The 19,249-nt window shown below is 57.1% G+C and carries 13 protein-coding genes and 8 pseudogenes; 5 read left to right on the forward strand and 16 right to left on the reverse strand.

All coding sequences use genetic code 11. The features are described from left to right. Positions 1-9: 9 nt before the first annotated feature. Positions 10-114, reverse strand: a pseudogene (locus tag IB250_RS28580) (transcriptional regulator); the annotation flags it as partial. A gap of 1 nt (position 115) precedes the next feature. On the opposite strand from IB250_RS28580, the pseudogene IB250_RS04320 reads away from it, so the two are divergent. After that, positions 116-229: pseudogene (locus IB250_RS04320) on the forward strand (hydroxymethylglutaryl-CoA lyase); the annotation flags it as partial. Then, a pseudogene (locus IB250_RS28585) lies at positions 219-359 on the forward strand (winged helix-turn-helix transcriptional regulator); the annotation flags it as partial. The pseudogenes IB250_RS04320 and IB250_RS28585, both read left to right, overlap by 11 nt. Here IB250_RS28585 and IB250_RS04325 read toward each other — a convergent pair. The 10 genes and pseudogenes from IB250_RS04325 to IB250_RS04370 all read right to left on the reverse strand — a co-directional run. Continuing rightward, positions 353-684: pseudogene (locus IB250_RS04325) on the reverse strand (hydroxymethylglutaryl-CoA lyase); the annotation flags it as partial. The pseudogenes IB250_RS28585 and IB250_RS04325 overlap by 7 nt on opposite strands. Continuing rightward, positions 681-2,601, reverse strand: a pseudogene (locus tag IB250_RS04330) (acetyl/propionyl/methylcrotonyl-CoA carboxylase subunit alpha). The pseudogenes IB250_RS04330 and IB250_RS04325, both read right to left, overlap by 4 nt. Continuing rightward, entirely contained in the window at positions 2,598-3,398 is an 801-nt protein-coding gene (locus tag IB250_RS04335; protein ID WP_192343120.1) for a gamma-carboxygeranoyl-CoA hydratase, read from the reverse strand. The pseudogene IB250_RS04330 and the gene IB250_RS04335 overlap by 4 nt, the downstream one beginning before the upstream one ends. Positions 3,399-3,447: 49 nt before the next feature. After that, a pseudogene (locus IB250_RS04340) lies at positions 3,448-3,973 on the reverse strand (carboxyl transferase domain-containing protein); the annotation flags it as partial. After that, positions 3,969-4,250: pseudogene (locus tag IB250_RS04345) on the reverse strand (acyl-CoA dehydrogenase family protein); the annotation flags it as partial. The pseudogenes IB250_RS04345 and IB250_RS04340, both read right to left, overlap by 5 nt. Positions 4,251-4,672: 422 nt before the next feature. Then, complete coding sequence (locus IB250_RS04350) at positions 4,673-5,119, reverse strand: MarR family winged helix-turn-helix transcriptional regulator (protein WP_192343121.1); 447 nt, start codon at positions 5,117-5,119, stop codon at positions 4,673-4,675. Positions 5,120-5,326: 207 nt separating this feature from the next. After that, positions 5,327-6,448, reverse strand: coding sequence for a DHA2 family efflux MFS transporter permease subunit (locus IB250_RS04355; protein ID WP_225603263.1), 1,122 nt, complete (start codon positions 6,446-6,448; stop codon positions 5,327-5,329). Then, positions 6,340-7,392, reverse strand: coding sequence for an HlyD family secretion protein (locus IB250_RS04360; RefSeq protein WP_225603306.1), 1,053 nt, complete (start codon positions 7,390-7,392; stop codon positions 6,340-6,342). The genes IB250_RS04355 and IB250_RS04360 overlap by 109 nt, the downstream gene beginning before the upstream one ends. Before the next feature lie 8 nt (positions 7,393-7,400). Beyond that, positions 7,401-7,826: a MarR family winged helix-turn-helix transcriptional regulator gene (locus IB250_RS04365; protein ID WP_192343122.1), complete on the reverse strand. Its 426-nt coding sequence runs from the start codon at positions 7,824-7,826 to the stop codon at positions 7,401-7,403. 120 nt (positions 7,827-7,946) lie between these two features. Then, positions 7,947-8,819, reverse strand: coding sequence for a cache domain-containing protein (locus IB250_RS04370; protein ID WP_225603264.1), 873 nt, complete (start codon positions 8,817-8,819; stop codon positions 7,947-7,949). Positions 8,820-9,671: 852 nt separating this feature from the next. Between IB250_RS04370 and IB250_RS04375 the strand changes: the two genes are divergently transcribed. From IB250_RS04375 to IB250_RS04385, 3 genes are all read left to right on the forward strand, one after another. Then, a complete protein-coding gene (locus IB250_RS04375; protein ID WP_318652630.1) occupies positions 9,672-11,288 on the forward strand; it encodes a DUF1302 domain-containing protein in 1,617 nt (538 codons plus the stop codon). Between the two features lie 23 nt (positions 11,289-11,311). After that, entirely contained in the window at positions 11,312-12,676 is a 1,365-nt protein-coding gene (locus IB250_RS04380) for a DUF1329 domain-containing protein (RefSeq protein ID WP_192343124.1), read from the forward strand. Positions 12,677-13,095: 419 nt separating this feature from the next. After that, positions 13,096-13,539 carry a hypothetical protein gene (locus IB250_RS04385; protein WP_192343125.1) on the forward strand — a complete coding sequence of 148 codons (444 nt, stop codon included), beginning with the start codon at positions 13,096-13,098 and terminating at the stop codon, positions 13,537-13,539. Positions 13,540-13,649: 110 nt separating this feature from the next. Here the strand turns inward: IB250_RS04385 and IB250_RS04390 are convergent, their stop codons facing one another. The 5 genes and pseudogenes from IB250_RS04390 to IB250_RS04410 form a co-directional block, all read right to left on the reverse strand. Further along, a complete protein-coding gene (locus tag IB250_RS04390) occupies positions 13,650-16,202 on the reverse strand; it encodes an efflux RND transporter permease subunit (protein WP_192343126.1) in 2,553 nt (850 codons plus the stop codon). A gap of 56 nt (positions 16,203-16,258) precedes the next feature. After that, the gene (locus tag IB250_RS04395; protein ID WP_192343127.1) at positions 16,259-17,335 is read right to left on the reverse strand and encodes a WD40/YVTN/BNR-like repeat-containing protein; all 1,077 of its coding nucleotides are present in this window, start codon (positions 17,333-17,335) and stop codon (positions 16,259-16,261) included. A 167-nt stretch (positions 17,336-17,502) separates the two neighbouring features. Beyond that, positions 17,503-17,652: pseudogene (locus tag IB250_RS04400) on the reverse strand (lipoyl synthase); the annotation flags it as partial. Positions 17,653-17,687: 35 nt separating this feature from the next. Beyond that, complete coding sequence (locus IB250_RS04405; protein ID WP_192343128.1) at positions 17,688-18,473, reverse strand: enoyl-CoA hydratase/isomerase family protein; 786 nt, start codon at positions 18,471-18,473, stop codon at positions 17,688-17,690. 33 nt (positions 18,474-18,506) lie between these two features. Further along, positions 18,507-19,193, reverse strand: a complete 687-nt coding sequence (locus IB250_RS04410) for a TetR/AcrR family transcriptional regulator (RefSeq protein WP_192343129.1) — start codon at positions 19,191-19,193, stop codon at positions 18,507-18,509. Between the last annotated feature and the right edge of the window lie 56 nt (positions 19,194-19,249).

A 19,249-nucleotide genomic window follows, 5' to 3' on the forward strand; every position in this document is an offset into this window, starting at 1 on the left:
GTAACCGAATCACTCCGCCAGCTTAAACTCCGCGGCCTCGTCAAACTTCGACCGGGCCGCTTCAACCTCGGGCAGTTTGTCGAGCGTCCATCTATGCAATTCGCGAAATGGCTGGGTTCCACGCGACAAACTGGCCGGTCATTTCCATGACACCTATGGCCAGGCATTGGCCAATATCTACGCCAGCTTGCTGGAAGGCATCAGTGTAGGAAACTTCGATGCTGGAATTAAAGCCGCAATGTTTTTCGTCGGAGTGCCCAAGCCGGGCGCTGTTCGACCAAATCGCTGATAAGTGGTCAATGATGGTTCTGGCGGTGCTTGATGACGGGTCGCATCGTTTTAACGCCATCAGACGTCGGGAAAACGCTTCGGAAGCGGCGGCGAAAACGGCTATCTCTTTGACGCCCGCTGCTATCGCGCCTTCGAGTCCTTTGAGGTTGGGAGTCAGCGCTGCATAGATGACGCCGTCGCGCTGTTCAATACCTGCAAAGACTCGGCACTGCCAGCCATTTGCGGTACCCACTGGGGGGAAACAAAGCTCCCCACCTCGATATAGCCGAGTCCCGAGGCGGAGAGTTGGTTGATCAGGTGAATCTTGTCGTTTACCCCAATCGGCTGCTTCTCGTTTTGCAAGCCGTCACGCGGCCCGACCTCCACCAAGCGAACGCTCGATGGCAGGCTCATGGCGGGGTCTCCTTTTCCAGTTCGACCAGGGCAACACCCTCGCTGATTAGTTCGCCTTCACTGCAGTAAATGGCTTGGACCACGCCATTGTGGGGGGCGCGATACTATGCTCCATCTTCATGGCCTCCAGTACCACCAGCGGTGCGCCAGCCTCGACCTGCTGACCTGCCTCTACCAGGATGCGTACGATGCTGCCATTCATGGGGGCCGTGAGGCCGCCACCATGTCCCGACTGAGCCGCACCTGCATGAGCAATAGGGTCCACCTGGCGAACCGTATGCAATACACCGTTCCACTTCAGATAGAGAACATCACCTTTGCGGTAAAACGTCTGGCGCTGAAGACGGGCAGATGCATCATCGGTTGTCGCTAGCTTCAGTGGGCAGGTGGTCTCACCATTGCGCAGTGTCAGCGCGATTTCATTGGGCAGACCTGCACGCCAACCTGTGTGACCACTCCTGGGGGAGTAGGGGTGATCATGCCGCATGCGCTCGCCATCGCTGATGACAAATGCGGCGGCTGCCGCACGCCAAAAGTCGTCCGGTAGCGGCTCTTGCTCGGGTAGCAGATCCGCCTCGTGACGAGAAATGAAACCAGTATCCAGCTCCGCCGCTGCGAAGGCCGGGTGCCCAATGATGCGGGCGAGAAAGGCCAGGTTGGTTTTGAAACCACCGACCGCCGTTTCCTTGAGCATGGCCAGCAGTCGTTGGCGCGCCTCCTCACGGTTTTCGCCCCAGGCGATCAGCTTGGCCACCATTGGGTCATAGAACGGCGAGACTTCATCTCCTTCGGCGACGCCGCTGTCTACCCTGCGCCCCGGGCCGCCAGCCGGCTCCCGGTACAAATCGAGATGGCCACTGGTGGGTAAAAAGCCGCCTTCAGGATCCTCTGCATACAGGCGTACTTCGATGGCATGCCCCTGAAGCGGCACTTCATCCTGGGTGATCGGCAGAGGCTCGCCACGTGCTACCCGGATCTGCCAGGCGACAAGGTCGAGACCGGTAATGGCCTCGGTTACTGGGTGCTCCACTTGCAGACGGGTATTCATCTCCATAAAGAAGAATTCCCCGCGGGCATCGAGCAGGAATTCGACAGTGCCTGCCCCCACGTAGTCGATGGCTTTCGCGGCCTGAACGGCGGACTCTCCCATGGCGCGCCGCAGCTCGCGTGATAGACCAGGCGCAGGTGCTTCCTCAACGACTTTTTGATGACGCCGTTGATTGGAGCAATCACGCTCGTTCAGGTAAAGGCAGTTGCCGTACCGGTCGGCGAACACCTGAATTTCCACATGACGTGGTTTTATCACGTATTTTTCCACCAGATCCGCGAGTCGCCGAATGCGGCTTGCGCTTCGCGTTGAGCAGAACTGCGCGCCTCGTGCAGATCGTTCTTCCGCTCGACAACTTTCATGCCTTTGCCACCACCACCGGCGGTGGCTTTCGGTAAAACGGGGTAGCCGATGTGCTCTGCGGCAGCGCGAAAGGTTTCCAGGTCTTGCGCTTCGCCGTGATAGCCGGGCACTAACGGAACACCGGCTTTTTCCATCAATGCCTTGGCTGCGGACTTGCTGCCCATGGCTTCGATAGCGCTGGCAGGTGGGCCGAGGAAAATCAGGCCCGCTGCTTCCAATTGATGGGCAAACGAGGCGTTTTCCGAGAGAAAACCATAGCCGGGATGCACGGCGTCCGCGCCGCTGGCCTTGGCGGCCGCAATGATTTTTTCCGCGAGCAAATAGCTTTCGCTGGGCTTGGTTCCACCGAGACTGATGGCAATATCCGCTTCTCGAACGTGCCGAGCGGTGCGATCGATATCGCTGTAAACGGCAACGGTGGCGAGCCCCAGATCTTTGGCGGTACGCATCACACGGCAGGCGATTTCACCACGGTTGGCGATCAGTAAGGTGTTGAGAGTTTTCATGCCGATTCTCCCAGCCAGTCCGGTGTGCGTTTTTCCAAGAAGGCGTTCAGCCCCTCCTGACCCTCTTCGCTGGTGCGAATGCTGGCGATGGTGGTCTCAGTGCGTTGGCGCAGCTCTGCGCTCAGTGCTCCGCTGCCGACATCCAACAACAAGGACTTGGTCACTCGCATGGCCAGCGGGCTGTTTTTCAGCAAGTTTGCAACCCACTGTTCAACGGCGGAATCGAGCTCTGCGGCCGGGTAAGTCTCGGCAAGAAGGCCCAATTGCTGCGCGCGTTCGCCATCGAAACGCTCGGCGGTTAGGGCGTAGCGGCGCGCGGCACGTTCGCCGATCGCTTGTACGACATAGGGACTGATGACCGCCGGGGCCAGCCCGATGCGTACTTCTGAAAGACTGAACAAGGCGTCCGTTGCACCGATGGCCATGTCACAGCAACTGACCAATCCCATTGCTCCGGCGAACGCAGCGCCTTGAACGACCGCCAGGGTTGGCATGGGGAGTTGATGAAGGCGCTCCATTAGTTCACCCAGTTCGTGGGCATCCTTGAGGTTTTCTGCATAACTGAGCAAGGTGCAGTTCTGCGTCCAGGTCAGGTCTGCTCCGGCGGAAAAGTGTTTGCCTCGCCCTCGTAGCAGCAGAAATCTTGCGATCTCGCTATCAAACAGAATGCGCAGGGCTGCGTTCAGCTCGCTGATCATTTCGGCATTGAACGCATTGTTTTTATCGGGACGATTCAGCCAGAGCGTGGCAACGCCGGTTGGTTCTATATCCAGTTCAATGGTGATGAAGTCGGTCATCTCTTCGGTCTCAATGGGTGGCCATTTTTGCGGTGCAGGTGCGCCGATATCACATGCGGAAAACACCGAAGGTGGTGGGTTCGATAGGAGCATTAAGGGCGGCTGAAAGAGCCAGTGCGAGGATGTCGCGGGTCTGCGCCGGGTCGATGACGCCGTCGTCCCAGAGACGTGCACTCGAGTAGTAGGCGTGCGCCTGGCGTTCGTACTGCACCACGATGGGTTGCTTGAGGTTCTGCTCTTCCTCTTCGGTGAACACCTGGCCGGGGCGTTGTGCTTGGCCCTGCTTCACCTGAACCAGCACGCCCGCCGCTTGCTGTGCCCCCATCACCCCGATCTTGGCGTTGGGCCACATCCACAAAAAGCGTGGGTCGTATGCGCGGCCACACATCCCGTAATTACCAGCGCCAAAGCTCCCGCCGATGATCACCGTGAATTTCGGCACTTTTGGCGCAGGCCACGGCAGTAACGAGCTTGGCACCATGTTTGGCGATACTGCCGGCCTCATATTTCTGGCCGACCATAAAGCCGGTGATGTGCTGCAGGAACAGCAAGGGAATGCCGCGCTGGCAGGCCGTAGCACAGGCCGATGCCATCGGCTGCGCGAGATATTTCTTCCATGGCTACCATATGGGCCAGATAGCCCATGCCCGCGCCGCCATACTCCTCAGAAACGGTCAGGCCGAGCAGGCCCATATCGCCGAACTTACGCCACAGGTCCATAGGGCATTGATCTGTACGGTCTGCCTGCTCGGCTCGAGGCGTGATTTCTTTTGCGGCAAAGCCCGCAACGGATTCGCGCAGCATGTCGATCTCTTCGCCAAGGAAAAAATTCAGGCCGGGCAGGTTATGCATGGTGTGGCTCTCCAGTGTCTCGTTACGTGCCTTACGTTAACGTAAGCGTCATTATTAAGAGTGTCAACTAGGTAAACCTATATATCTATGTGTGGCGCTTAAATTGGTTGGTTACTACCGGGATCGCGAGATGCGTAGAGGCTTTAGCTTCACTGCGCCGATAAAAGAGGACGGGGATTGAAAACGAGAGGCTCGCCAGAAGAGGGGGCGCTAGAACTCAAGATCGGATGCCAAGTGTTTGAGCAATTTGCGCGGCTCCTTGCTTTGAATCACCGAGAACATCGGGTTTCTCATGCTGCGGCATATTTTTGATGCAGCGCTTAGCGGTGGTTTTGACGGCCAAGTCGGTGCCATGAATTCGTGAGGCCAGGAGGAGGGCCAGCGACGGCTTTGTTGAGGTGAGAAGGGCCCCCCGTTATCCGTTACCGGTGTTGTTTGACGGTTTTGCTGTTCAGGTTTTCAGCAATATTGCGCAATACGTTGGTCAGCACGGTGATATCTGCTTCGGAGATGTTCTGCAGTGCGGCTTCGCGTACGTTGGTCGTGCTGCTGCTGATGGTGTCCAGTTCGGCAGATGCCTTGTCTTTCAAGAACAACAGGTGTGCGCGGCGGTCACTGGGGTCCTGGCGTCGCTCTAACAGTCCTTGGCGTTCAAGGCGATCCAGCACTCCGGTCAGCGTCATGTTTCTTTTGGCCAGCGCCTCGGCAAGGTCGGCCTGTCGGCATCCTGGATGCCTGGCGATGTAGGCCAGTACCTGGGCTTGGCGAAGCGTCAGGTTGCGGTTTTCGATCTGTTGTACGAAGGCGCAGCGAATCAGCCTGGCTGCTTCGGTGACCATGTACTCCACGTTGCTCTTATCCAACATCATGCTGCTATCCCTTCGTGCGAGTTTTTGTCGTTGTAGTGGGCATGGGGCAACGCGATGTCTAGCTGCTGCCGTTGCTGTTGTCTATGTACGATAACCTAGTTATATAAGTAGCGTAAGACTTCTTTGCCGTGTTCGCGATAGTCACTCGCGAGGCAGCAGCCAGCTCGACTGCTACTCGGCTATGACATTTCCAGGGGGCGGATTTCGCTAGGGCACACGCAGCAAGAGCGTCATTGGCAGCGCTGCCAGGGTGATGAACATCATCAGACGGAAGTCCTGCAGGTAGGCCAGGGTCACGGCCTGGCGAGCAACTTCCTTGTCCAGTTTCATCAGGCCTGCTGTGGTATCAAGGTCGTACACTCCCGCCTGCACGGCCAGTTGTAGTGGCTGGCTGAACGGCGTCAGGTAGCCGGTGAACACGGCGTGATTAATTTGTGTCCGCTGGCTCAGGTATGTAATCACGATTGAGATGCCAATGCCGGAACCGACATTGCGCAAGAGGCTGTACAGCGCAGTTCCTTCGTTGCGAAAGGCTGGCGCCAGCGTCGAAAAACTGATCGTTGTCAGCGGCGTGAAAATCAGACCAAGGCCAAAGCCCTGGGTGATACCGGTACGAATGATGTCTGCGCTCGACGAATCGAGATTGAACTGTGTCATTTCCCAGAGAGACAGGCTGGTCAGCAACAGTCCGAGGGCAATCAGCGGGCGAGGATCCACTTTGGAAATCAGTCTTCCAACCAGCAGCATCGCGACCATGGTGCCAAAGCCGCGGGGGGCCAATACATAGCCCACGTCCAGCACTGGGTAGCCCAAGAGGTTCTGCATAAAGGGTGGTAGCAAGGCCATGGTGGCAAGCAATACGATGCCCACCAGGAAGATGAAGATCAGCCCCATACACAGGTTGCGGTCTTTGAACATGTCAGGGTTGATAAACGGCTGAGGATGCGTGCAGGTGTGTACAATGAACAGGTAAAGACACAGCCCCGCCAAAAAGCCTTCTACCAGGATTTCACCACTGGCGAACCAGTCCAGCGATTCGCCCCGATCCAGCATGAGCTGAAAGGCTCCAATAGCAACTGCCAGTAGAGTGAAACCGAGGTAGTCGAATTTCCTCGTTGTATCTATCGAGCTTTCCTGGACGGATGTGGCCAACCCCAGCCAGGCGAGTACACCGAAGGGCAGGTTGATATAAAACACCCAGTGCCAGGAGTAATACTCGGTTAGCCAGCCGCCCAGTGTCGGACCCAGAATCGGACCGACCATGACGCCCACTCCCCACATCGCCATCGCCGACCCATGTTTTTCCTTGGGGTAGGTGTCCAGCAGCAATGACTGCGACAGAGGTACCAGGCTGGCGCCGAAAAACCGGTTGCGTTCTGCGCAGGTAGCACAGAGAACTCGGCGCCGGTTGCGGGGCTCAGACTGTCGACAATGCCCATCCAGCTGCGACTGGGATACATATCGAATCGCACCTCTACCTGTTGCCCGGGGCGTACGTAGGTCAGGTCCTTTTCCGGAAAGTTGGCTTCGATCCAGAGATCCCGATTGGCGACCAGGGTCATCGTGGTGCTGCCTGCCATGATGTACTGGCCAGGCTTAGGCAAGTTGCTCACATGGCCGGCCAGCGAGGCGCGTACTTCGATTCGGGCCAGGTCCAGCCGTGCCCGTTCCAGTCCCGCGAGAGCCGCCAGGTAGCTGGGGTGCTTCTCGATAGGGCTGTTTACGTCGCCGCCGAGCGATTCGACGATGCGAGTAAGGTCGTGCTCCTTGGCCACTTGCTCCTGTTGGGCAATTTGTTTGAGTTGCCTGGCCTCGTCGAGGCGAGCGGGGGACAGATAGCCTTTGGCTGCTAGATTCTCCTGGCGATGCCAGTCGCGCGCCGAGTATTCGGTGCGGGTTCGCGCCAGCGCCAGTTCAGCTTTCTTTTCTTGAAAACTGGCTTTTAGGGAGGCGAGGTCTGTGCGTGTCTCGGCCAGTTCGGCCTCGGCCTTAGCTGCGGCGATTCGGAAGTTTGCCGGGTCGATGCGGAACAGCAATTCGCCGGCCGCGACATCCTGGTTTTCTTTGGCCACTACCTCCAGCACCGTTCCCGAAATGTCCGCACTGATGGGTACTTTATCGGCTTTGACGTAGGCGTTATCCGTCTCTACATAGCGTCCACCGTGGAGGTACAGCGCGACCGAGGCGGCGATAACGCAGCCAGGAAGCACGACCATCAATAGCAATCGGCGACGGCGTTGGGGCTTTTTTTCCAGGGGCAATTCGCTATTCATGAACTGGCTCATGCAGAGAGGTTGGTGCGGACATGACGCAAGGCGAAGACCAGGGCCTGGGCTTCGTCAAAGGAAAGGTTGCGCAGCGCTTGCTGTCCCGTTTGTTCGGCAACCAGGGCGATGGTTGAGAGTTCTGCTTCTGCCTTGGGACGCAGAAACAGACGGTAGGCACGACGGTCATTAGGGTCGCGACGGCGTTCAACCAGATCCGCGAGTTCCAGCTGGTCGATCAGTCTGGCCAGGGTGATCGGCTTTATTTCCAGCATGTCTGCCAGCTCAACTTGCCGGCAGCCCTGATATTTGGCCACGTAGATCAGCGTGCGGGCCTGACTGAGGGGCAGCCTGTTGCCTGCGAGGTGTTTCTCGAAGGAGCGGCGCATCAGTTTCGCCACATCCACGATCAGGAAACCTAGGCTTATCTGGTCAGGGCCCATTGGGTGTCATCCTCATAATGAGTAGTGCGTACTAATTGGGCGTGTTTTTGCCGGCGACTTATGCCATTGGCTGTCGAGGCGTAATTCGATTGCAGGGAGGTGGTTACGCTCTGACCGTGCTCATGGGGTAGGGCGGGTCGCGTAATAGCCAACAGCGACGATGAAATGCCCCTGTCGCTTCATCAGCGTGTGCTTCTGCTCTTTGCTTCCCGTCACCGGATTGCGCCATGCGTAGGTGGCTTCTCCCTGGACTCGCCCTTTGACGGCGGCAAGCAGGCGCGGGCCGATCAGCTCGCCATCCGCGCCCCTCAGCGTGCGGATATCAGTGCCCACCAGGCGGTGGTCTGCGCCATGGGCGGCGAATTTCTGGGAGGTGTCATCGATAACAAACACATAGAGATCGTCGCGGTTGAAGAATGCGTCGAGGCGATTGATTTTTTCCAGGGTGGCGCGCGGATCTGTCTGCAGGGCACTCACTGCGTCGTCAAGCAGCTGGGCTGCTTCCTGAGGGGAGGAGCGAGGCATGTAATAACCGGCCGCAAAGACCTTGTCGCCTACGCGTTGAAAATACACACGCTTGCGTTCGCGCTTGCCGTCCCGCCAGTTCATCCAGTGGTATTCGCGGCTATGGGCAACGTCATCGTTGGCACTGGACAAAGCTTCGTTGAGCGCGTTTTTCAGTTCGTCATCGAGCATCGGACGGATATCCCGGCCGATGTAAATGGCGGAGGGGCCGCCGCTGGCCAGCATCACGCCCTGAGTGTTGATCACGTACACGTAAGTGTCTGGAGTGGTGAATCTTCCCTGGCGACTAAGCTGAGCCAACACGGTGTCGCCTTCTTCTTTGTACGCGGCCACGGCCTTCGCGAGCAGGCCTCGTGCCTGACTCGCTTCTGCTTGATAGGCCTCTACGGGGGCAGGAAGGTCCGCCCCCATGACCAGACCGGAGAAAGCGATTAAGCAAGCAAAACTCAGCGCGTAATGCGGGTGCATAAAGGTCCTTTGGTGGTTAAAACGGTTTGACGAAACTCAACGAAACAGCCCGCCCAGCGAGATGTTGGCGGGAGGGCTGCATGCGGTTTCCGTTGACTGAACGCAGTAGTGGTACTGCGCAAGGTACCTGTCGGTAGCGGGAGCAGGGAGCTCGGAACAGCCGACTAACTGATGAAAAACGCAGGTGAGCATTAGCATGTGCGTGCGCATGAGGTGGCCCTCTGTTGTTTTTATTCTAGTTCACCATCGTCACAGAAAACCCTTTGGGGTTATCGGTTTTGACGTAGTTACCTATGTAGATTAGATCGCCAGGTTAGCTTCCGCAATAGCCATTTGTTCCGGCTGTTCAAAGCATGCGCAGTCTGGTGTTCTCAACTCTGGCTGATTCGCGACAGGGAACCAGCGCCGCCCTTCTGTTCGTGGAGAAAGGCGGCGCAGGGCACTTACACCCTGCGAGCTCGCAGAGGGTTGCATGCGCGGTATCGAGAACATGGGCGGATGCTGCATGCCTTCGAAAATGGATGTTTGCGGTGTAGGGATTTGGAATACAACGCTAACGTAGTTATCCATGTTGAGTCGTGCCTGACTGAATTGCAAGCGCCGGATTCACACAATGCATTTTCGTTGCGCTGGACTTGAATCGCGGGTAATCCCTGGTCGAAGAGCGGATGAGCATGATCACGCTAAAGAGGAGAACGCTCACCTCCGTTGAAAAGCAACCGAGCAATGACCTTCTGGGAGCGAGCAGAAATCATTTTACAGAAGCGGTTTTCTGATGTAACTATACTAACGTAGTTACCTAGGTAGCGACCTCCAGCATGTTTTGTAAAACAAGAACGAGAAGACATGAAAATGACCGCATGCCCCCGCAAGCACACCACCCAGATAGCAGCAATATGTGCATCCATGGCCGCTTTCAGCCCGGCCTTCGCCATCGAGATCGACACCGGTAGCTCAGATTGGACTGTCCGCTGGGATAATACCTTTCGCTACAACCTTCAGGCCCGCGTGGAGGGGCGTGATGATCGAATCGGGGGCAACCCTGCGTTCGACGACGGCGACTACAAGTTCGACAAAGGAGATATCACCTCCAATCGTCTGGATATCCTCAGCGAACTGGAGGTGGGCTGGCGCAACACCCACGGTTTCCGGGTTTCCGCATCGGGCTGGGCGGACCAGGCCTACGGCGATACCGACGTCGAACGTAATCCGGACCTCAGGGGAGTGCCGTCCTCGTACAACAACGACAAGTACTCCTCGACGACCAAGCGTTTTTACCGTGGGCCGTCTGGCGAGATTCTCGATGCATTCGTGTACGGCAACTTCGAGCTGGGCAACATGCCCCTGTCGGTGAAAGTGGGGCAGCATGTGGTCTATTGGGGCAACTCGGTCTTTACCCAATCCGGTATCGCCTACAGCCAATCGCCGGTTGATGGCCGCAAAGGTGCGGCGATTCCCGGTACTGAGGTGCGTGAGCTGTTCCTGCCGTTGAATCAGATTTCCGCAACGATGCAGGTAAACGACAATCTTTCGGTAGCGGCGCAATACTTCTTCGATTGGGACCATGTGCGTTCGCCAGAAGGCGGTACCTTCCTTGGCCCATCGGACTTCACCCTGGATGGTCCCGACAAGACCGGCGCCGGCCTGCCATTTGTACGCGGTGATGCGGTAGAGCCCGACAAAAAACGCGGCAACTGGGGTGTCAACGCCAAGTACAACTTCGTCGACTGGAACGCCACCACGGTCGGTCTCTACTATCGTGAATTCGACGAGAAAAACGGCTTATGGCTGTTGCGCAACCCGGATAACCCCCTCCAGTACCGCGCTGTCTTTCCCGAGAAGACCAAGCTGTTTGGTCTGAGTGTCGACGCCACTATCGACGTATTCGCCGTGGGTGCCGAGATCGCTTATCGCAAGAACGCAGGCCTCAATACCGTAGGGTTCGCACAGTCGGACGAGGGCGCGCGAGGTGACACGTATCACGTGATCCTCAACACGATCTACGGCCTGAGCCAGAACGCGTTGTGGGACTCGGGCACCGTGACCGCGGAATTGACCTACGACCATCTCATTGACGTGAAAAAGAACGAAAACCTGTTCTACGGTGAAGGCACCACGAACTGCCCTCGCGGCAAATGGGCAGGTTGCGCTACTGACGACGCCATTGGTTTAGGCATCCGCTTCGCGCCGCAGTGGTCCCAAGTCTACCCGGGTGTGGACCTGACTATGCCTGTTACTTACCAGGCGGGTCTGAAGGGCAATACCGCCGACTTCGGTGGTACCAACCAAGGCGCGGCTACCTACTCCATCGGTGGCGAGCTGAACATCCGCAACCAATGGACCGTTGCCCTGACCTACGCGGACTCGACCGCCAGAATCATGCGTAACGGCGCCTCGTATACCGGTAATGGTGCCTGGCAGACCACCGACCGCGGCCGTATCGGTCTGACCGTCAAGACCAGCTTCTAACAATAATGAGAGGTAGCGTTTCCATGAAAACCCAAGCGGCACTTTCCCTTGCGATCCTGTCTGCGTTCATCATCCACTCAGCCTCTGCGGCTGTCAGCGCAGATGAGGCGGCCCTATTGGGCGCCAAGCTGACTACATGGGGGGCGGAAAAGGCCGGCAACGCGGATGGCACTATTCCCGCTTATAACGGCGGAATGACCAAACCTCCGGCCAACTATGTACAAGGTTCTGGTAAATGGGTCGATCCGTTTGCCGATGAGAAGCCCCAATTTACTATCGACGCCAAGAATGTTGCGAAATATGCGGACAAGCTCAGCCCTGGTGTGCAGGAGTTGATCAGGCGCTGGCCCGATACTTACAAAGTGAACGTTTATTCTACCCATCGCACCTATCCGCAGATGAGTGCTGAACGGGCTGCAGCCACGTTGAAAAACGCCACAAACCCTGAATGCCAGACCACCAGTAACGGTGTCGGTGTCACTGGTTGTGCCGACGGCATTCCGTTCCCTATTCCGAAGGATGGCTATCAAGCTATGTGGAACCACTTGCTGCGTGAGCGGCCAGCAGGTTTCACCGAGGGGCGTGGTACCAACCTAGTGGTGGACGCTGCAGGTAACCTCGCAACGCCGCAGCAGTTCAGCTTCTATGGTGGAACGCCATACTGGTCGGGTGGTGGCGATTACTACTATTACAGCCTTACCAATACTCTTTCGCCAGCACGAGATGCCGGTAACAAGATTTTGCTCTGGTATCCGCTGCGTTATGACACCAAAGATCAGCGCTCCTGGAGTTACTCCACTGGACAGCGGCGTGTACGCCTAGCGCCGGAGTTCTCTTATGACACGCCAATTACTCCGCTGGGTGGGGTTCTGTACTTCGACGAAGCCAACATGTTTGCCGGGCGTATGGACCGCTTCGACTTCAAACTGGTCGGCAAGAAAGAGATGTATATCCCCTACAACAACTACATGGCTGTGACTGCTCCTTTTGACAAGCTAATCGGTAAGCAGCATATCAATCCAGATGTTATGCGCTGGGAGCTTCGTCGCGTATGGGTAGTCGAGGCCACATTGAAGAGCGGTATGCGTCATACGGCCTCAAAGCGCAACTTCTATCTTGAGGAAGATAGCTGGGCCGTTGTTGCAAGTGAGGGCTTCGACCAGGCTGGCAAGGTCTTCCGCGTGTTGCTTGGCAACACAGGCGCAAACTATATTGCTGGTGTCGGTACCGTGGACTTTGTGTCCTGCCTGACTGGCTATGACTTGGCTCGTGGTGGCTACACCTTTGTAGCCAGCCAGGGCGACCCCAAGGCATTTTTCTCGCCAGTCGACAAACTACCGCCAAATGCCTTTACCCCTGAGGCCATGGCTGGGCGAGGCGTGCGCTAAAGCTCCGGACGATTCATCGTTGTTCCTTGTTTCTACCGTCTACACCGGCCCTCGGGTCGGTGTTTTTTTGTCTGCAGACAATGTGAAAGCAATTTTCTGGCGAAGAACGGGAGGGCTGCGCCACCGGAGGGCGCGCTTTTTTTCATGACACTTCCAAGGAACGAACACGCGTAAGCGTTTGTTGCTGGCTGTATTGATCCTGCTTTCCCAAAGCATCCATGCCGCCAGTGGCGTTCTGGGGCGTCCACTCGAGCTCTTGGACCGCGACAGCGCCAGCCGAGCCGACAGAGCCAGCGCCAACATCTGGCGCTCAGCGGTAAGGACGGTAGGACCATGCAGTCGGAGAAGCCTTCCCTCCAGCAACGTCAGCCCCAAAACAACCAGAGGCTGAGGGCAATCACTTTCGAGAGCGGAACGCCTTGGGGGTTTTGGGAGTATTTACTCATCAAAAGGGTAAAGACGAAAAGGGGAAGTCGTACGAGGAACGGCGCTGGTACCCGCACTTATTTGGTAAGCTCAAAGGCTTGGGTGTGTGGTTGCAACTGGATCAGCAGTTGTATCAGGAAACCCTGTTGAAACTACGTCGCCAGTTAGAGGCGATTCCCACCAACGCGCGATTGAGCCAAAAGGAGCTGGAACTGGCGGGGCGCTCTCAAGCAAGTGATGATTCTGGAAATCGTCGAAAGAGGATAAAAGACCAAGTTGAGTTGTTGGACGTTTTCTTAAGACCAGCGAATCTCCAACTGGCCATTCAGGTCGTCAACAACCAAAGGGTACGAGCTGAAACGGTGAGGGCTGTGTACCCGTTGATAGGGAGCCCTGTCGCAAAGCTCCTGAGAAATAAATCGCCGACATCGAACTGAAGCTTAAACAGCGATATTCAGCGGGCGGCATTCGCATCACCTCCTGATTTCACCGCTTCCCATTGCTACGCCCTGGTCGGCTTATTGTCATCGACCAGGGCGAGCAGCGGCTAGGAGATTCGCTCACCCCCCAACGCATCAATTCCCTGCGAATGCGTAACCAACCGATGGCTGCTATCGGTGTCATGCGGTTCCACGGTGGGATGGGGCGATACCTGGTCGAAGTCGACGCTTGTCTGAATGTCCTTCCGGTCATTGAGCAGGAAGCTGGACAGTGCTGGAATCAATACCAGCGCGCCCAGCATGTTCCAGAGGAACATGAAGGTCAGCAGGATGCCCATGTCGGCCTGGAATTTGATCGGTGACCAAGCCCAGGTCATTACGCCGGCGGCCATGGTGATGCCGATCAGGGCCACGACTTTTCCGGTGAATCCGATAGCCAGTTCATACGACTCTGCCAGGGTGGCGCCAAGACGTTGGGCGCGCATCTGTACGCTGAGCAGGTAAAGGGCGTAGTCGACGCCCACACCAACGCCCAATGCGATTACCGGCAGGGTAGCGACCTTGATGCCGATGCCGAGGGCCACCATCAGGGCTTCGCAGAGGAAGGACGTAATAAGCAGGGGAACCATTGCTACGACGACTGCGCGCCAGCTTCTAAAGGTGATGAAACAGAGCAGGGTTACCGCCGCGTAGAGGAGTGCCAGGATCCGATAGTTGGCCTCCTTGACCACGATGTTGGTAGCCGCTTCGATACCGGCGGAACCCGCGGCGAGCAGGAATTGCGTGTCGGCGTCGTTGTTCTCTGCGGCGAAGGTTTCCACGGCCTTGGCCACTGCAGTTAGGGTGTCGGCCTTGTGGTCCTTAAGATAGGCAATCATCGGCGTCACGGTACCGTTGCCGTTGATCGCACCGGGGCTGTCAACGATCGCTTGGGCTACGGCTTGACCAATAACGCCGGGGTTGCGTGGGATGGTTCGCCATTTGGGATTGCCTTCGAATTGGCCGTAGGCGGTCTGCCGAATACTGTCGGGAAGTGAGCTGGTGGCAAGGACCTCCGGTAGTTGCTTCAACATCCATGCCAGGCGGTCCTGTTTAACCAGCGACTGGAAGCTTGAAACACCGTCTGCTTCAGAAGACTTCACAATCACGGCGAACTGATCGCCAGATAGGCCGTAATACTCGTTGATATATTCGCTGTCCTGGTTGTAGCGCGACTCGGCGCGCAGCTCTGGCGCGCCCTTGTCCAAGTCGCCGATTTTCAGGTATTTGAGGCTGACCGTAATGGCAACTGCACCAACAGCCAAAGACACTACTACCAACGGCAAAGCGACGCGTCGCTCTGTACAGCGTACGAGCAAGGACCACAGATTCAAGCGATGTTGATGGGCCTTTTCGGCGGCCTGGATGCTGCGTTGTGCCGCTTTCTCGCTGACGCCTATATACGACAGTGCCACAGGAATGAAGAACAGTTTGGTGAAAATCAGGATCAACACACCCACGCTGGTGGTCAGGGCGAGCGTCTGGATCACTGGGATATCAATGATCATCAGCACCGCGAAGCCCACCACGTTGGTGAGGAGGGCCGTCAGACCCGCCATGAATAGACGGCGGAAGGTGTAGCGCGCCGCCACGTATTTGTGGGTGCCGCGGCCAATGTCCTGCATCACGCCATTCATCTTCTGCGCGCCATGGGAAATACCGATGGCGAAGATCAGGAAGGGCACAAGGATGGAGTAGGGGTTCAGGTCATAGCCCAGCAACTGCATCAGCCCGAGCAGCCAGATGACGCCGCACAAGGCAGTTAGCACCAACAGGGCGGTACTGCGTAGGTCGCGAGTGTAGAGGTAGATGATCGCTGCGGCGATAAGGGCGGATAGGCCGAAAAACATCAGCACCTTCGCCAGGCCATCAATCAAGTCGCCGGTGAGTTTGGCGAATCCAATGATGTGAATCTTGTAGCTGCCTTTGAGCTGGGCACTTTCCGAGTCAGCTTGCGGGTGCTCAATTGGCGCACGGATTTCTTGCTCCAGGGTGTCGGACAGTGCTTTGTAGTCGAGAGGAACGCCCGTATCCGCCAGTTTGTCCAGCAACGGAACCATGATCATGCTGGACTTGTAGTCCGAGCCGATCAGGTTTCCGCGTAGATTAGCGCGCAGCGCGTTCAGCTTGAAGGTTTTGATCGAGTTGGCGCTGGCGTCGTAGTCGAAGGGCATCACCGGACCGCCCTTGTAGCCCTCCTCAGTGATTTCCGTCCAGCGCACGATGGGGGTCCAGACCGAGCGCATCAAGGCGCGGTCGACGCCTGGCGTCAGGAAGATCTTGTCGTTGACGCGTCTGACAACCTCCAAGTATTCGGGGTCGAAAATGTCGCCACTTTGGGTTTCCACCACCACCCGAATCGAGTTGCCGAGCCCCTTCAGCGAGTCTTTGTTTTCCAGGTAGTTTTTGATGAAGGGGTGCTTCTGCGGGACCATTTCATCAAAGCTGGCGTTGACCGTGAGCTGGGTGGCTCGATAGCTGAAGAACAAAGTGATGATCGCGCAAAAGAGCAACACCCATATCCGGTTGTTGAACACCATGCGTTCCAGCCAGTCACCCGAGTTTCTGTCGAAGTCATTCGGGTCGCTAATTACCGGTAACGCTGTCTTATGAGCGTTCATGGCCACGGGGATACCTCATTCTTGTAATTGGATGGAAACGCTGAATTCAAGGTGGCTCAGGGAGTGGGGCTGAGTGTTTCCTGGTGGGCACCTGCCATACCGACAATCACCACTTTGTCGGCCTCTACCGGCACAAGGGCGGTAAACATGGTGGGGCGTTCCACGCTCAGGGCTTGGATGGCGGCGTTGGTGTTGCGGGCGCTGAGCAGTTGACCACCCTGGCTGACCAGCAGGATCCGGCCGTTGTCGAGCATGGCGCCTCCGGTTAGAGCGGTGTCCACGCCGGCATCGATGGCAGTCCAGGTCGAGCCATGGTCTTTGCTGCGGTAGAGGGTTCCTTTCAGACCGTACGCGAGCACCAGCCCGTTCTTGGCCAGTACGCCGAAGAAGCTGCCGTTGTAGCCGCTCGAGGAAGACTTGAAGTGGTCATCACCCTGGCTTTTGACGAACACGGTCCCGCGCTCGGAGGCGATATAGAATGCATCACCATCACGGGTAATGGCGTTGAGGTGCAGCGACTCGGGATTGTCGACCTTGTCCATCTGCGGGACCCAGGTCTTGCCACCGTCGGCGGTGAACAGGATCTGGTTGAAGGTCCCGACCACGTAACCATGCAGGTCATCAACGAAGGCGACATCCAGCCATGGTTGTTCTGGGCCACCCTCGGTGTTGAGCATCACATCATCGACGTACTTCTGCGCTTGCTCGTCGCCGTCCTTCAGCTTCCTTTCGTAGTAGTCGAGCATCAGTGGGCCAGCTGTACGTCCGTCGAGCTGTTTGCTCCAGGTTTCGCCGCCATCGGCGGTGTGCAACACCACACCACTGTGGCCCACGGCCCAACCATTCTTTGGCGAGGAAAAGCTAACCGCTGTTAGGTCGACGTCAACCGGGCTATTAGCCTGGGTCCATGACAGGCCCTGATCGTCGGAGTAAAGGATATGACCACGCCAGCCCACTGCCACCAAACGCTGGCCAGCGGTGGCGATATCCAGCAACTGGGTGCTGGCGGCCATCGGCGAGAAGGCGGCGGGACTGTCCAGCGGGTCCTTGTAGTCGGCATTGGCCGCCATAAACGGCACGGTGGCCAGTAAAACGGCGAGCGGAACGGAGCGGAACAGCAAGGCTAGCTTCATGGCAATTCTTCTTATTTTAACATGGATAACTAAGTTATATATTTTACCAAAAAGCCCTCGATGTAAATGCTTCTGTCGGTATATGTCGCACGATCAGACAAAGCGCAAGGACTGAGATAGACGATTCGCCTGGCACGGAGTCAGGGTGAGTCGCCGAACGCTTATCGCACCTGCACCCGAATCCAATCGGGCTTCTTTGGCGTCTCCTCGGTGGGCAGGATCTTCACCGGGATACGTGCGAGCTTTTCGGCTCCGCGCAGCTTTATCCCGGTGATTACGTTAGCCGGTTTGCCGGCAACTGAGTTGTCCATCTGCATGCTCGATGCCCTCGCTTCGACTTGGCCTTTGGGCGTTAACGGCCAGTGAATGAAGGTTTCTGCCTATTCAGAAAGGCGCGGATTCCAGTGCTGAAGTCCTGGGACTGAGTGCAAGCACAGAAACTTTCCCGTTCGGCATCCAGCTGCTGTTTGAGCGTTGCCTGCGGCGACTCCCGTACCAGGCGTTTGGTCTGCCCCAGAGCAAATGTGGGGGCAACGGCGAGCTTCTGTGCCATGGCTTCACAGGCATCTTGGAGTTGCTCGGCAGGATGCACGCGGTTGATCAGACGCAGCTGAAGCGCCTCGGCTGCATCGAACGGCTCGCTAAGCAATAGCAGTTCTAGGCTCTTGTTTATGCCCACCAGGCGCGGCAGATGCCAGGATGCCGAAGCGTCGGGACTGGTGCCGATGCCGGTGTAGGCCAGGTTGAAACGGGTGCCTTCGGCGGCCAGGATAAAGTCACTGGCAAGTGCCAGGCTGACCCCGGCTCCGGCGACCATGCCATGTACGCCAGCCACTACCGGCAACGGCAATTGCGTCATCAGTTCGATGGCTTCATGCAACGGATCAATCAGTGCGCGGGCCTTGTCGGCGGTAGCGCCATCCAGATAGCTGAGATCACCACCGGCGCAGAAAGCACGGCCAAGCCCGTTGATCAGTACCACCCGAATATCGGTATTGATTGCGATTTCCTGCATTGCTTGCAAAAAGCCTTGTGCCAGGTCGACGGTCAATGCGTTAAGTGCCTCAGGCCGGTTCAAACTGACGCGGGCAATAGCGCCGTCGATAGCCAGTAGCACGCTGCGATTTTCTGCGGTCATGGAGGTGTCCTATTCTTGGGATGCGATACGTGGCTAGCGCCCTTGGGATGGCAAAGGGCGGCTGTATGAAGTATCAAGATGGGGAAAGACCTTGAATTGCAGGGCGCCATATAGGACCCCCGTCGCCATGTCGATTAGCAACGTGCTGCGGGGGAGAGCGGTTGAGCCACTCTGTTCCAGCCAGGCTGGCAGATTGTTCAGCAGCGCGACCAGCACCGGGGGAATGGTGGTTTGCAGCGCGGCGTTCTCGGCGCCGAGCAGTTGCCCCAGCAGCGTGGAAAGGTGTTCCTCGTATTGCCGTCGCAGCAGCAGGATTTCTTCCTGATGCTGTTTGCTCAAGCAGTTGAATTCGTGCTCGGCGAGCCGGAAGTGCAGGCGTCTGTCTTCATGCAGTTGAAGATGGGCCTGCATGATCTGCAGCATCGCTATTTCCGGTCGGCCACTGTCGACTCGAAACGCCACCACTAGGTCGAGCAGATTCAGATAGACCGACTCGATCAGCTCGAAGAGCAGCAGCTCCTTGCTTTCGATATGGTTGTAGATAGAGCCCGGGCTGATGCCAAGGTCGTTAGCCAGGTCGCGCATGCTGACATGGCTGAAGCCTTGTCTGGCAAACAACTTGAGGGCGCTACGGCGAGTCTGATCGTAGCGTGAGTCGCGCCGCTGGGGCGGCAGAGCAGAGCAGACCTCTGTGTTCGATGAGGCCAGTGCATTAGGCATGCTTGTCTCCTGACACGCGAAGGTGTCGTACAGGCTGCTGAAGGGATCCGCCGAAA

The sequence above is a fragment of the Pseudomonas sp. PDM09 genome (genome assembly GCF_014852305.1).
Classification (GTDB): domain Bacteria; phylum Pseudomonadota; class Gammaproteobacteria; order Pseudomonadales; family Pseudomonadaceae; genus Aquipseudomonas.